The 13,275-nt window shown below is 52.8% G+C and carries 13 protein-coding genes; 3 read left to right on the top strand and 10 right to left on the bottom strand.

Annotated elements, in window-relative coordinates:
* Positions 1-408: 408 nt before the first annotated feature.
* From WHS88_12325 to WHS88_12285, 9 genes are all read right to left on the bottom strand, one after another.
* The gene (locus tag WHS88_12325) at positions 409-2,067 is read right to left on the bottom strand and encodes a FecR domain-containing protein (protein ID MEJ5260964.1); all 1,659 of its coding nucleotides are present in this window, start codon (positions 2,065-2,067) and stop codon (positions 409-411) included.
* Positions 2,064-2,342, bottom strand: a complete 279-nt coding sequence (locus tag WHS88_12320; GenBank protein MEJ5260963.1) for a sigma factor-like helix-turn-helix DNA-binding protein — start codon at positions 2,340-2,342, stop codon at positions 2,064-2,066. Before WHS88_12320 ends, WHS88_12325 begins: the two co-directional genes overlap by 4 nt.
* Before the next feature lie 27 nt (positions 2,343-2,369).
* Positions 2,370-2,597 (bottom strand): sigma factor, encoded by a 228-nt coding sequence (locus tag WHS88_12315; GenBank protein ID MEJ5260962.1) that lies wholly within the window; start codon positions 2,595-2,597, stop codon positions 2,370-2,372.
* Positions 2,598-2,820: 223 nt separating this feature from the next.
* A complete protein-coding gene (locus WHS88_12310) occupies positions 2,821-4,575 on the bottom strand; it encodes a hypothetical protein (protein ID MEJ5260961.1) in 1,755 nt (584 codons plus the stop codon).
* Entirely contained in the window at positions 4,556-5,074 is a 519-nt protein-coding gene (locus tag WHS88_12305) for a biopolymer transporter ExbD (GenBank protein ID MEJ5260960.1), read from the bottom strand. The genes WHS88_12310 and WHS88_12305 overlap by 20 nt, the downstream gene beginning before the upstream one ends.
* Positions 5,075-5,102: 28 nt before the next feature.
* The gene (locus WHS88_12300; protein MEJ5260959.1) at positions 5,103-5,687 is read right to left on the bottom strand and encodes a 2-oxoacid:acceptor oxidoreductase family protein; all 585 of its coding nucleotides are present in this window, start codon (positions 5,685-5,687) and stop codon (positions 5,103-5,105) included.
* A gap of 11 nt (positions 5,688-5,698) precedes the next feature.
* A complete protein-coding gene (locus tag WHS88_12295; protein MEJ5260958.1) occupies positions 5,699-6,427 on the bottom strand; it encodes a thiamine pyrophosphate-dependent enzyme in 729 nt (242 codons plus the stop codon).
* Complete coding sequence (locus tag WHS88_12290) at positions 6,428-7,522, bottom strand: 3-methyl-2-oxobutanoate dehydrogenase subunit VorB (protein MEJ5260957.1); 1,095 nt, start codon at positions 7,520-7,522, stop codon at positions 6,428-6,430. It abuts the gene before it with no gap.
* A 9-nt stretch (positions 7,523-7,531) separates the two neighbouring features.
* Complete coding sequence (locus WHS88_12285; GenBank protein ID MEJ5260956.1) at positions 7,532-7,777, bottom strand: ferredoxin family protein; 246 nt, start codon at positions 7,775-7,777, stop codon at positions 7,532-7,534.
* 134 nt (positions 7,778-7,911) lie between these two features.
* Here WHS88_12285 and WHS88_12280 point away from each other — a divergent pair, with 134 nt between their 5' ends.
* Positions 7,912-9,804, top strand: coding sequence for an amino acid permease (locus tag WHS88_12280; GenBank protein MEJ5260955.1), 1,893 nt, complete (start codon positions 7,912-7,914; stop codon positions 9,802-9,804).
* 75 nt (positions 9,805-9,879) lie between these two features.
* Here the strand turns inward: WHS88_12280 and WHS88_12275 are convergent, their stop codons facing one another.
* Positions 9,880-10,551: a hypothetical protein gene (locus tag WHS88_12275; GenBank protein ID MEJ5260954.1), complete on the bottom strand. Its 672-nt coding sequence runs from the start codon at positions 10,549-10,551 to the stop codon at positions 9,880-9,882.
* Between the two features lie 534 nt (positions 10,552-11,085).
* Between WHS88_12275 and WHS88_12270 the strand changes: the two genes are divergently transcribed.
* Both WHS88_12270 and WHS88_12265 read left to right on the top strand, forming a co-directional pair.
* Positions 11,086-11,814, top strand: coding sequence for a hypothetical protein (locus WHS88_12270; protein ID MEJ5260953.1), 729 nt, complete (start codon positions 11,086-11,088; stop codon positions 11,812-11,814).
* A 65-nt stretch (positions 11,815-11,879) separates the two neighbouring features.
* Positions 11,880-12,896, top strand: a complete 1,017-nt coding sequence (locus tag WHS88_12265; protein ID MEJ5260952.1) for a glycoside hydrolase family 43 protein — start codon at positions 11,880-11,882, stop codon at positions 12,894-12,896.
* Positions 12,897-13,275 lie beyond the last annotated feature (379 nt).

Genomic DNA, 13,275 nt, shown 5'->3' with positions numbered 1-13,275 from the left:
GGTTGCTGAAATCCCCGAATGTAACCGTCGCATTAAAGTTTTGAACAAAAAAGTCGATGATAGACTGATTGTTCGCCTGGATGGCACCGGAGACCGCAATATTCAGACCTTGGCTGGTTCCGATGAAGACAGCGGTCACCAACAATGGAAACAACAATAACCTTCTCATTTGAAACCTCCCATTCATTGTATTGAGTTGATAAAATGCAAGAGCACACCTCCTGCTTTCACATCGTTTTTTTCAGCCGGGCTGCTGATGGTTCGGAGGCGCCGTCCCATCAGCAGGTTCCGACTGAAGAAGAGAAGAGAACTTTTATCTTGATTTTCGAAGCCGCATCGAAACACCGAATCGCACAAGGAAAAACTCTTTACATATCAATATTTCCTTCCCAATTGCCCCCCCCTCAATCATTGCAGAATCAAAACAGGGTCGATGAACACGCCCCAGTCGCTGTCAATCGGTGTTATGACCAAATCATTCAGAATCCGCCCTTCCGGATCGCCGCCGTCGGTCTGAACCAGGGTCAGGAAAGAGGCATTTTCCGGAAGCTCAATATCTATGGGAAAAACCTCACCCGTCTTCACTTGTTTTATGGTGTACTTTATCTGGCCGTCCACCAACACCCAAAAATCGGCATTGCTTGCTTCGGGCCGCGGACACCAGGGACGCATACCGACTTTAGCTTGAAACCGGGCAATCCGAACCCCCGGCAAATGCGAACGAATCGCATCCAGGGAAAACGTAATACCCGAATTGGCATGAATCAGCATCGACGGAAGAGCAGAAGAATCCCCGCCGGCCGTCAAAGTCTCCTGTCCATGAAAATCAGGAGTCAGGCGCTCATAAGAAATCGTATAACACCACAACCCACAGGTCGCCGGGCATTCTTCAAAAACATGCCCTTGTGAACTGATAATCTGTCTTGTGCGGCCGTCCGGAACAAATACACCGTCAATATAGGAATTGGAAAAAACCGGACGATATTCATTGGATGCCAAGCGTCTTCCCGGAGAATTCTTCGAAAAAGTCCCTGTACTCACATCCAACCCGTTTTTTACGGTTCCGGTTCCAAATCCGTTTCCGCCGCCGACAATATCCGCCAGACTGATTCGTTTCTGGCCTTTCCAAACGCTGTTTGTCCTGGAATTGATTGCACGAACGAAATAATCTTCCCGGCATTTAATGTCCGTAATATCTCCGTTCTCTCCGGAAATTTTCTTGGCTGAGCCTCGGCCCAGTTCGAGGTTTATCCGATTCGTTCTGCCGGCCATCAGCATGGTTCTGCCTTTGAGGACATGAACCTGCGTAATGCCGCCGATGTCTGCCTGAACTCCGAACTCGGTCCCTAAATCAATAATCTTTGCGTTCTGTGTATAGACGGAAAAACCAGCCGCTTCCGGAGGAACTTTTACATACACCTTGCCGTAATGAAGGCCCAGTCGGTCTTCGGCAAGGATTTGAAATTCCGCAGGACCTTCCAGAACGACCCGTGCCTGATTGTCAAAGAGCAGCTCCGCATATCCCTCCCGCAGCAGCCACCGGTTCCGTCCTGTCGCCAGGCGGGTTCCCCGCTGCATAGAGGCAGATGCGTCCGCCCATTTGGCATTCATAACATCCGAGAGCGTTACCACTTCCTCTCCGCGTCCGAGTGAGGCCCAAAAACCATAAGCCAATACAAAAAACAGAGCCGCCGAAGACAGAACCAGCGAAATAAAGGAAATCTTGCTGACGGGGGGATGGACCCGTTTGACCGGAACAGACTCTTGCGTCTGGTGTGCCGGCTGATTCTGATGAATTTCAACGGCCTGAGCCGTCTTTTCCTCATCCGCCAGGCAATTCAGCCATTGTTCATATCGGACTGAATCACTTTCTTCCGGACAGAATGCCCGCTTATCAAAACTCACCAAACCGGATACAACATCAAAAAATTCTGCATACAAATATGCGGCCTCCTCGTCCGTCTGGAGGATTCTGTTCAGTTCCTCCGCCTCATCAGGACGAAGCGGCTCTTCAAAGGCTTTGACAACAAGCTCCCACAAACGGTCTCTGTTCTCTGCGTCATTCATGATTCCGTTTCCCAGAGAATCAGCGTCCTGTGAATGCAGTCCTGCAGCACCTTATGAATCCGCGCCATGGTTCTGTAAACAGTCGCCAGCGGCAGCTGCATCTTGTCGGCCACGGCGGAACAGGAAAGCCCTTCCTGATACCGGTATTGAAGCAGACAGCGTTTTCTTTCCGTGAGTTTTTCCAAACATCCCTCCAGCGCTTTCATCCTTTGGTCAGACGACTTTTCCACCTTTTGAGAAGCTTCGAGAACCCGCCGGAGCGATTCGGGATCCAAAAACTGCTCTTTGGAGTTCTTTTTTCGTTATGTAAAAATTTCATACTTGGCAATTTCTTTCCCCCAGGCGGTAAAATTCGTGCCTCTTTGAAAGCGGGCAAAATTTCGCCACATTGTCAGGGAAGTCTGCTGCATAATTTCATCGGCGATAGACTGCCTGCCTACAGCCGCCAAGATGTATGAATAAATCTTCCGCTGGTTTGTGGACATCAAAAAAACAAATTCTTCACCTAAATCCTTGTACGCTTTATCCATACCATCTCATCCGCAGAGGCAATTCTCCTATGCTTCTCTCTGTTCTTTTAGGCCTCAGACGGGGAGTTTTATGACATCATTTTTTATTTTTTGGTATAATTTTAATAAGATAAATAATGATATTATATACACCAAAAGACCTGAATATTTGGTTTAAAAAAATCAGGGACCCTTGATATAGCAGACTCATTGGCTCCAAAAAGTTGCCTTTCTGGACAGCTTCTTATCGGACCAACTCCTCCAGCCGGGTCCGCCAAACCCCGGGAGGCGGGGCATACAGCGTCTCCAGGATTCGGACGGCATGCCGAATATCCTCACTGGAAACATTCGGCATTCGGGCGCTGCAGTAGAGTTCATAATATTTGGCCCGCCACCAAGACCACGATCGCTCCTTTTGAGCCCTGTCAGCCGGTTCATAGGCATTTCGGACGCGCTGCCATTCTCTGAGGGCCTGAGCCCATTGGCCCTGCTGCATCCGCCGAAATGCCCGGCAGCAAAGAATCGGCTCTGCGGCGGAATCTTTCTGCTCCTCCAGATACTGCTCGAGCCGCTTTTCATCATCCGGCGTCAGCTGCACAGACGAGGCGGCCATCTGGGCCCATACCAGGCGGGCCCGCTGAGGTCCGCGATTCAAAGCATCCCCGCAGGCGGCAATCTGGTCGGCCCGCTTCATAACCAGCGGTTTCAAGGAACCGTCCGATGATTCATATTCTTCCAGCCGTTCCGCAAAGGCCTCCAAAATATACAAATCAAACGAGGCATTCCGGCAATCCGCAGGGATATCGCACAAGACCTGTACAGCCCGGCCGTATTCTTCCTTCAAAGACAGGGCCTGCGCATACAGATAGCCCAGCAGGGGCTCCCCTTTTTCGACTTCTGCTTCCAGAAACCGAATCATTTTGTCCACATTTTGCCTGTCCGGCCTGTCCAGCAGAGAATAGACATAACCCGCCGCCGCCTTCCGCCGAAGGGCGGATTCGACTGGGCTGCTTTTATCCATCGATTGGATCCACTCAATCCACCGTCGCTCGATTTCTTCCCGCTCGTTCGGGTCCCGACTCCGGGAAAGACGCACCGCAAACTCCTGCAGTTTGGCTTCGAATGCGGGCCGTTCGACTTTTTCGAATCGTTCGGCGTCCAGAGCCGCCAGCAGACCGGCAATGAATTCCTGCGAGGAAGGCCAGGCCTGCCGGACCAGATGAAGAGGTTCCCGGCGGCCCTGGGCCCATTCCAGAAAAGCATACTCAACCGCCCATTCGAAATCCTCTTTGTCTGATATTTTTCTTTGAAAAATCCGGGTGATTTCTTCTTCAAAGGGCCCGCCGGAAAAGAGTTCAAAACGCTTCTGCAGCAGCAGCATCCGTTCGCGAACCGGCTCACTTAAATCATCCCGAAGCATCATCTGATGCAGAATCATTCGAAGCTGTTCGCCATCATCCGCCCCCTGCCGCTGCCAGAGAGCCAGAACCTCAAGAATCTGCTCCTGTCCCTGCCAGCGGGAAGACTCAGCCCGGCAGTCCTCAATCACCCGGCTCAGGCGCTGCTGCTTTTCCTGCGTGTCCTCACACACAGCCGACCAAAACAGAAAAAGAGTGCTCAAGCAGCGGCTTCGGAGCAGCATCTGCTGGGCTGCCGACCAAAGCCCCGTCTGTCCATAGCGGGCCTCCCAATCCGACCCGCTGTAGTTCTCCATCCGGCTGACTTGTTCGGAAAGGATTTCAATGGCCTCTGTTAATTTTTGAGCAGCAGATGCGGCTGATTCCAAGAGGGCCTTTTTTTGTTCAGGTCCGGCAAATCGTCCCAGACACATCAGCGTCAGCCGGGCCGGAGCGGTCTGCATCCAAAACTCTTCTTCCAGACGGACGATCTGGTCAACGGCGGCCTTCATGGTCTCCGGAGAAGGTTCCGCCCGAACCCAACAGACCAATCCTCCCAAAAGAATCCAGAACCAGACCTTGCTACCGGGCATCATTTTCATACCCATCCGTCATGACAAACACAATTTGACTGAAACCGAGCACCCGCAGCAGGTCATACATTTTCACAACGGCTTCCCAAGATACCTCATCGCCGCAAAGCAATTCAATCGGGTCATCGGGCCTGCGCTGCTGCCGGCGGCAAATCTCTTCCACCGCGTCCGCCGCCGCTGTCCACTCTCTCGGCGACGCTTCCGGCGGAAGCAGGATTATCTTGTCTGTACCGATTTTGATTCGCAAACTCTCTTGTTCGGATGTCATTTCCAGAAGCAGCGGCTCAATGATGGAAAAACGCTCCGAAGAATCTTGCCGAGGCAGTTGAAGCGGAACCTGCGCCTCCGAGGGTCGGAACCGCGCCGTCAGAACAAAGAAAGTCAGCAGGAGAAAAATCACATCAATCATCGGCGCCATTTGCAGTCCGGTATCGGTGCGGCCCCTTCGGGAGAGTCCTTCGAGAGTTTGCTGATGAAAAGACGGCCGGCTGCTTTCCGACAAATGCATCGAAAAACCTCTCCTGAATATAAAAACACTATGGTTTTTTTGAAGCGGAACAGGCGGCCTTCCGGAAGCGGCTTTCCCCCAAACCGGCCTCAAAGGCCGCCAGATTCACCGCTGTCAAGGCCGGATTCTTCTCGGAAAACAGGTCTTTAACGGCCTGCCGGATGCTCTCTTCCTTCACCAAAGCCGTATGCCGAACAAAGGCACCCAGCGCTGCCAGGTTGGCTACCTTCATTTGTCCCAGATTCTGGGCAATTTCCGTCGCTGGAACAAAGATGCAGTCAATGTCCTCCCGTTTGGGCCCTCGCTTCACCAGCGAGGTATTGACCAGCAAAAGTCCGCCGGCTGCCACATCTGGTTCAAACTTATCGAGGGAGGGCTGGTTGAGCACTATCGCCGCATCGGGCGTCTCCACAAACGGACAGGCGATCTCATCATCGCTGACAATTACGGCGGCAAAAGCAGTACCGCCCCGCATTTCCGCCCCATAAGCCACCATGCCGGTAACGTTTTTATTCTCTTTCAGGGCGGCACGCGCAATCAGATTGCCCGTGAGCACCACGCCCTGGCCGCCGAAACCGGCGATGATAATCCGCATTTGAGACATTCCCGCCATCCTGAATCCCTTCAGCGGTCCTTAAACACTCCAAGAGGAAAAACCGTCTTCATCTTCTCGTTGACAAACTCAACGGCCTCTTTCGGGCTGAGTTTCCAGTCCGTCGGACACATCGAAAGCACCTCGACCAGCGAAAATCCTTTGCCGGCGATTTGATTTTCAAAGGCCTTTCGAATCGCCTTTTTGGCCCGAAGGACATCTTTGGGCGTACTGACGGCCACCCGCTCCAGATAGCAGGGCCCCTCCAGCACGCTGAGCATTTCGCAGACTTTAATCGGCCCGCCCTCGCCCAATTTTCCCCGCCCAGCCGGTGTGGTTGTACTCCACTGCCCTATCAGGGTCGTCGGGGCCATTTGTCCGCCGGTCATCCCGTAAATAGCATTGTTGACGAAGATAACCGTGATGTTCTCGCCCCGATTGGCCGCATGGATGGTTTCCGCCGTCCCAATCGCCGCCAAATCACCATCTCCCTGATAGGTAAAAACGATTCGGTCCGGCAGGACCCGCTTGATTCCCGTTGCAACCGCCGGCGGCCTTCCGTGAGCACACTCAATAATATCACAATTCATATAATCGTACAGCAACACCGCACAGCCCACCGGCGCCGTCCCGATTGTCCGCTCCCGAATGCCCAGTTCGTCGATGACCTCCGCAACAAGGCGATGCACAATCCCATGCCCGCATCCGGGACAGTAATGCGTCAGGACATTTTTAAGAGTTTTGGGGCGTCGAAATTCCATTTATGACTTCCTCTGGGTCTTGAGCCCCTTCGAATGGGCCGCAGCAAGGTGACGGATTTGCTCCAGAATCTCCTCTTCGGACGGATACCATCCGCCGCCTTTGCCCAAAAAGGCAACAGGCCGCCGGCATTCAATAGCCAGTTTTACATCCTCAATAAATTGCCCATGGCTCATTTCAACCACCAGAAATGCTTTCGCCTGTTTTGCCGCATTCTGATAGGGCTGTACGGGAAACGGCCAGACACATAAAGGACGTATCAGACCGGCTTTCAGGCCTTCCCGTCGAGCCCTCTTAACAGCTCCTTTGGCTACCCGACCGGGAATGCCGTATGCCGTAACAACCACGTCCGCATCGGCGGTTTCAAATTCCTCATAGAGAGAAATTTCCCGCTGCATTTTTGCATATTTTTTCTGAAGGCGAAGATTGTGCTGGACAAGGGCATCCGATGGATGCAGAAACAGCGTTCGAATAACACGAGGAGCTCTGCCCCGGCAGCCGTCCAGAACATAATCCTTCGGGGGAAGCTTGAAAATCGGCCGATAGGGATGCGCTTCCACCGGCTCCGCCATCTGCCCTAAAATCCCATCCCCCAGAATCATCACCGGATTGCGGTAAAAATCCGCATAATCAAACGCATTCAGCGTCAAATCATACAGTTCCTGAAGGGTCGCCGGCGTCAGGACAATCAGGCGATAATCGCCGTGTCCCCCGCCTTTGACGGATTGAAAGTAATCCCCCTGCGAAGCGCGGATGTTTCCCAGACCGGGCCCGCCCCGCTGCATATTGACAATTACGCAGGGCAGCTCCGCCGCGGCAATATAACTGATGCCCTCCTGCTTGAGACTGATGCCGGGCGAGGAGGAACTGGTCATGCAGCGGGCGCCGGCCGCCGAGGCCCCAAAGAGCATATTAATAGCCGCGACTTCACTTTCGGCCTGCACAAACACGCCCCCGGCCTGCGGCATCCGCCAAGACATCCGCTCCGGCACCTCATTCTGCGGCGTAATCGGGTACCCCGCATAAAACCGGCAGCCCGCTTCTATCGCGGCTTCAACCAGCAGTTCATTCCCTTTTAAAAGAATTTTTTCCGACATCCTCGTGGGCTACTCCGCCGCCTCTTTGGAATTCTCTTGGGGACCGTTTTTGCCCTCAATGATTTCAATCGCCGTATCGGGACACATTCGTCCGCACAGGGCACAATACGTGCACCGGGCCGGGTCCGCCAGCACAGCAAATGGATGGCCGTGCTCATTCAAATCTTCCGATATTCGAATGTTCTGATGGGGACAAACCAGCACGCACAAACCGCATCCCTTACAATGCTCTGCATAAAAGCGAATCTGAGGCATTGGCGAAAGGTTCCTTTCTTTCCGATAACTCAAAAATCATATACACCCTGCGTCCGGGCGTCAATGGAAAACAAAAAACCTTCCGATGAATCTTGTAGACAATCCTCCCATTTTCTCCTATATATAAAAAGCATATGGAAACAGAAAGAAAAGAACTTGCCAGACCCTTGGGGGGCTTCGAGGTTTTTTCGTTAGCCGCCGGCGCCATGATCAGCTCCGGACTGTTTATCCTCCCCGCTGTTATTTACCCCTACGCCGGACCGGGCATTGTGCTCTCTTATCTGCTGGCCTCTCTGCTGATTTTGCCCAGTGTTTTTGCTAAAGCGGAGCTGACCAGCGCAATGCCTCGCTCCGGCGGAACCTATTTTTACGCCGAACGAAGCTTCGGCACACTCTGGGGAATTTTCACCGGGCTGGCCAACTGGCTTTCGCTGACCCTGAAAAGCGCCTTTGCAATCGTTGGACTTACCCTTTTTATGAAATTGGCTGCCCGGACGGTTTGGGGAGCAGAAATCCCGCCGTGGCTGCTGGACATCCTGGCCGTGGCCTGCTGTGCCGTGTTCGGCGTCATGAACCTGTTCAGCGTCAAATCCGCCGCCTGGTTTCAAAATCTTCTGGTCCTGTTTCTGCTGGCTGTCCTGGCGGGATTTGTCCTCTGGGGAAGCCGCTTTGTGACACTGGCGCGGCTTAGTCCATTTCTGCCGGGGGGATGGAAATCGGTGTTTTGGACCTCCGGGTTTGTCTTTATCAGCTTCGGCGGCCTGACCAGTGTGGACAATGTCGCCGAGGAAGTCAGGCGTGCCGGAAAAGTTCTTGCCGGAGCCGTTTTGGCCGCCTGGGCGGTTGTTTCTTTCCTCTATACGGCCGTCGTGTTCACGGCCGTCGGTGTTTTGGATGGACCGGTCTTGCAGAACAGTCCTATGCCGCTGTCCGCTGCCGCCGATCAATTTGCCGGAATAGCAGGGTTTGTCCTGCTGACCCTGGCGGCCGTGGCGGCGTTTTTAACAACCGCCAACGGCGGGCTGCTCGCGGCGTCGCGCTGTCCGATGTCCATGAGCCGGGACCACCTGCTTCCGGCCTTCATCAGCCGAGTCCATCCGCGTTTTCAAACGCCCTACGTGAGCATCCTTTTGACCTGTACCTTTATGACCGTCGCTCTGGTGGCTCTCAACCTCGAAGAACTGGTCAAAACCGCTTCTACCCTGATGATTCTTCTGTTTATTCTCGACAACGCCAGCATTATCGTGATGCGGGAAAGCCGTATCCAGAGTTATCGTCCCGACTTCCGGGCACCGTTGTATCCCTATCTGCAAATTCTCACCATCCTCCTGTATTGTCTGCTTTTGCTGGACATGGGAGCAGTCCCGCTGTCCATCTGCGGAGTTTTTCTGCTCTTCAGCGCCGCCTGGTACATTCTCTACGCACGCCCCCGGAGCCGCCGGGAATCCGCCCTGGCGCATATCGTTCAGCGAATCACCGACAAACCCCTCAAATCCGCCACACTCGAAACGGAACTTCGGGAAATTCTCCTCCAGAGAGATGAGGTCAGTGAAGACCGTTTTGACAAACTGATTCGTCGATGTCCCATTCTCGACTTACAAGATGCCCCGAAGGCCGATGAGGTTTTTCATCAAATCGCCGGTCTCTTATCGGCTCGGCTGGGACTTGAGGAAGAACGCCTTTTCCGGCAATTTCTCCAGCGGGAGCAGGAGGGTTCAACAATTATTCATCCCGGCATCGCTGTGCCGCATGTGATTGTGGAAGGCCGCGGACTGTTCGACATCGTTCTCGTACGAGCCGAAAAGGGGGTGCTTTTTCCGCATTCTTCGGAGCCGGTTACGGCGATTTTTGCACTGGTCGGCTCCAAAGACGAACGCAATTTTCATCTGCGTGCTCTGACGGCCGTTGCCCAGATTATCCAGCACAAAGACTTCAGCCGACGATGGAAAGAAGCCCCCAACAGTGAGGGCCTGCGGAACATCTTTCTGCTGACAGAGCGAAAGCGGGAGCACCCCGAAACCAGCTGACCTGTCTTTTGAAAAAAAGAAACCGTCCGACAATCGGACGGTTTCTGGAATCGCTCTGGAGGAAAAGACGCAGACCTACAGACCTCGGCGGCGGCGAAGCCAGCCGACCAGAGCCGTGCCCAGACCCGCCAATGCGACCGCCCCCGGAGCCGGTACTGCACTGATCAGAATCAGCTGATCCTGGGCGTGGCCCGAATAATAGGTCCCGTCAAAATATTTCCACAAAGTCATCACGCGCACATTGCCAATACCCATGCCGTACCATTCCCCGCCCGGAGCCACAGCCTGTTCGGCCAGAAGCACGTAGCTGTTCTTAGGGCCGACCACGGAGGCATTCTTAAACTCGGCCTCGATGTAGTGAATCGCTTCCTGAAGTTTGGTCTGGTTGGTAAAACGGCTGTCCCCTTCCATAAACTTCGTAAAGAGAAACGCCGTCCGCGGGTCCAGCGGGTCTGAATTGACCGGCTGCAGCGGCGTCTGCCCATAGACGCCCCCCGCCCAGTCCATTCCGCCCTTGACCGCCGCCGTCCCGAGCACCGCATAATAAGACGTATTCGGCGTAAACGTTTCATGATACTCCAGGCAAAACGTCGGCAGAATCGTCCCGGCGGCATACCCGGCAAAACCGTCTTCGAGAATCTGGAAAGCATAAGCCGGTGTTGAATCGTTCAGCATTTTAATCGTCGGCCCCGCCTGCACCGAAAGACTCAAGGCGGCTATCGACAAAATCACTGTTAATGTTTTCATCACTCACACTCCTAAAAAAAGTAATCTCTTTTCATTCAAGAACAAAACTGTCAATGTTTATTTATACAGGAAATGCGAATGATAATTGTTAAAAAGGTGCAAAAATCAACCCCCTTTTTACAAAAATCCGCGTCATTGTCGATTGTCTGTAAGAAAAAAAATGTCTGTAGGGCCTGTAGGGGAAAAAGAAAAACAGCAAAGCATTATTTTATAGGACCAAACCTTTTTATATTCTCAACCTACCCTATCCATCAATCAATTTTTTCAGGCAGGAACTCTTTTTAAGTGTCCTCGAAAAATCAATGAAAAAAACCAACCAAAGACCGATAATTCCAGCATCAAAAACCACTCTGCCCAAGGTTTTTAAGAAGTGTTTAAGTAATTGTGTATTTTTTATTGATTTTTCTTTGCCGTTCACTTATAATTCAGTCTATACATTACCATTGGGGGCTTAAAATGGATTTTTTGTTTTCCGACAACCTAAACAGCGGGCAGCAAAGACTCTTTTCCATAAGACAAACCGCAGGATACAGTTTGGCTCAGGGCTGTTCCCAGAAAACCTCATCACAATCCCAGAGCAGCCAGGCTGCCGAATATTGTCTGGCGGAAAATCATCGGTATCTGGGCCATGCATATCAGGGACTGGCCATTGTCCAGACAGCCGCCCAAAAAGTTCATGAGATTGAAGAAAAACTCCTGCAGATGAAAGAGCTGGCCCGCAAGGCCGCCGGCGAAGCGTACGGCCAGGACGAAATCCTTTTGTTTCAGGAGCATTACAGCGAATTGCTCTGCGAAATTACGGAAACCGCCGTCAACTTTCGTCCCGGCGGATTTGCGATGCTTTCCTTTACTGGTTTTGGAACGGTTGGTATTGAAATCGAACGCGGGCAAAAGATTGAAGTGGACAGCATGGATATGACGGCTTCAGGGTTGGGCCTCCTGCAGGCAGCCGACTTGACCCGCTCGCCCAAAGATGCCCTGACAAACATTGAATTGGCCGTCGAAGAAATCACCGCCTACAAACAGCATCTGAGGGAATCAGAGCGGCTTCTCGAAAAGGCCCTCGATATTCTGAACAACGAGCGGGAGGCCCTTCTTCCCGCCCTCCAGTGCATCCGGGAAAAATCCGCCGCCCGTCAGGCCGTCCGACAGCTTACCCGCACACTGTCTGAAAATTCTTTTCTCCTGGCCGCCGTTTATGCACGGGTTCAGTCTGACCGTGCCTCGTTTCTGCTGGGAAATCAACAAACAAAAGATGAATGAAACCGCACATTCTCTGCCGATATAAATAATAGCCGATATAAATAATAAAAGGAAGGAAACCCCCTATGAAATTGTTTTTGCCGTTGTTCAGCATCGCGCTGGGCCTGTTTTTGTTTCCAGCCGTCTGCGATGCAGCCGCTGACCTGACTTTGCAGGATTTTCGCGCCCACGACCCCTTCATTCTCCCCGATTCCAAAAGCCAAACCTACTACCTCTACACCTCTGTTACTTCCGGCGCTTTGCCGCGTGACCGGGCCGGCGTCGTTGCTTACACCAGCAAAGACCTCGAAAAATGGCAGGGTCCCAAAGTCATCTTTGAAGTTCCCAAAGACGGATGGGCCAACCCCGCCCACGGCGCCTGGGCCCCGGAAGTGCACCTCTACAAAGAGAAATACTACCTGTTTGTTACCCTCCACAATCGTGATAAACGGCTTCCGATGGGCCCCCGCAGTCGGCAAACCACCCATATGCGGGGCACACAGATTTTTGTCAGCGACAGCCCCGAAGGCCCGTTTAAGCCCCTTGCAGACCGCCCGACCGCCCCGCCGGAACGAATGACGCTGGATGGAACCCTTTTTATCGAAGACGGCAAACCTTGGCTGGTGTATTGCCACGAATGGATTCAGATTACGGACGGGACCATTGAAGCGGTTCCGCTCAAAGACGACCTGTCCATTGCCGTCGGCGAACCCGTTCTGCTGTTTCGCGGTTCCGACGCCCCCTGGATACAGCCCTGGCAGGCCGAACCGAATGACCCGCCGCGAAATTTTGTCACCGATGGACCATTCTTCTGGCGGACGAAAACCGGGCGGCTCCTGATGCTCTGGTCCAGCTGGATTCAGGATGGTCAATATGCCCAGGCCCTGGCCTATTCTCTCTCCGGACGGCTCATCGGTCCCTGGCGGCAGCTTCCGCCGCTCCTGACCGACAACAGCGGCCATGGCATGATATTTAAAACCTTTGACGGCCGGCTGATGCTCGTTGTCCACCATCCTACAATGAGCCCCCAGTCCCGGGCGCGACTGTACGAACTTGAAGACACCGGAGATACACTCAAAATCCTCCATCCCCCTTCTCCATAACGGCAGCCGGTTTTTCACACGTGAACAGAAATTTCCCTGCGGCTCCCTTGCAGCACCCTGCCGCAGTTCATTCCACAATTCTCTATACACCGAATCCGCTTTCTTAGAGAGATGTAATACTCCAATTATCCCAAAGACTTCTTCATTTTTTCTTGACAAATTCTGCCGAAAATAGATAATTTTAAGAATAGCATCAGAGGGCAGCCATCAGGGCAATCGGTGAAAAAATAAAATTAGGCAGGAGAAAATCAGGGCAAGGCAGACGGATAAGGAGTCCTTCACGTGAGAGTTATCCCCCACCTTGCAGCCGACGGGGACGGAGTTTATCCAAAAAAGAGTTCAGCAATACTTTCAGGATATTTCTGAACTGATTTGTCCG

This window comes from Anaerohalosphaeraceae bacterium (assembly GCA_037479115.1).
Classification (GTDB): Bacteria; Planctomycetota; Phycisphaerae; order Sedimentisphaerales; family Anaerohalosphaeraceae; genus JAHDQI01.
Note: the sequence above shows the minus strand (reverse complement) of the source record. Positions and strands in the feature narration are given on the sequence as shown.

Bases quoted from the DNA above. Each gene is read 5' to 3' on its own strand.
- WHS88_12300 (MEJ5260959.1), bottom strand. From the start codon at position 5,687: ATGGCGGGAATGTCTCAAATGCGGATTATCATCGCCGGTTTCGGCGGC.
- WHS88_12310 (MEJ5260961.1), bottom strand. From the start codon at position 4,575: ATGAAAATGATGCCCGGTAGCAAGGTCTGGTTCTGGATTCTTTTGGGA.
- WHS88_12280 (MEJ5260955.1), top strand. From the start codon at position 7,912: ATGGAAACAGAAAGAAAAGAACTTGCCAGACCCTTGGGGGGCTTCGAG.
- WHS88_12285 (MEJ5260956.1), bottom strand. From the start codon at position 7,777: ATGCCTCAGATTCGCTTTTATGCAGAGCATTGTAAGGGATGCGGTTTG.
- WHS88_12295 (MEJ5260958.1), bottom strand. From the start codon at position 6,427: ATGGAATTTCGACGCCCCAAAACTCTTAAAAATGTCCTGACGCATTAC.
- WHS88_12265 (MEJ5260952.1), top strand. From the start codon at position 11,880: ATGAAATTGTTTTTGCCGTTGTTCAGCATCGCGCTGGGCCTGTTTTTG.
- WHS88_12290 (MEJ5260957.1), bottom strand. From the start codon at position 7,522: ATGTCGGAAAAAATTCTTTTAAAAGGGAATGAACTGCTGGTTGAAGCC.
- WHS88_12305 (MEJ5260960.1), bottom strand. From the start codon at position 5,074: ATGCATTTGTCGGAAAGCAGCCGGCCGTCTTTTCATCAGCAAACTCTC.
- WHS88_12315 (MEJ5260962.1), bottom strand. From the start codon at position 2,597: ATGGATAAAGCGTACAAGGATTTAGGTGAAGAATTTGTTTTTTTGATG.
- WHS88_12325 (MEJ5260964.1), bottom strand. From the start codon at position 2,067: ATGAATGACGCAGAGAACAGAGACCGTTTGTGGGAGCTTGTTGTCAAA.
- WHS88_12275 (MEJ5260954.1), bottom strand. From the start codon at position 10,551: ATGAAAACATTAACAGTGATTTTGTCGATAGCCGCCTTGAGTCTTTCG.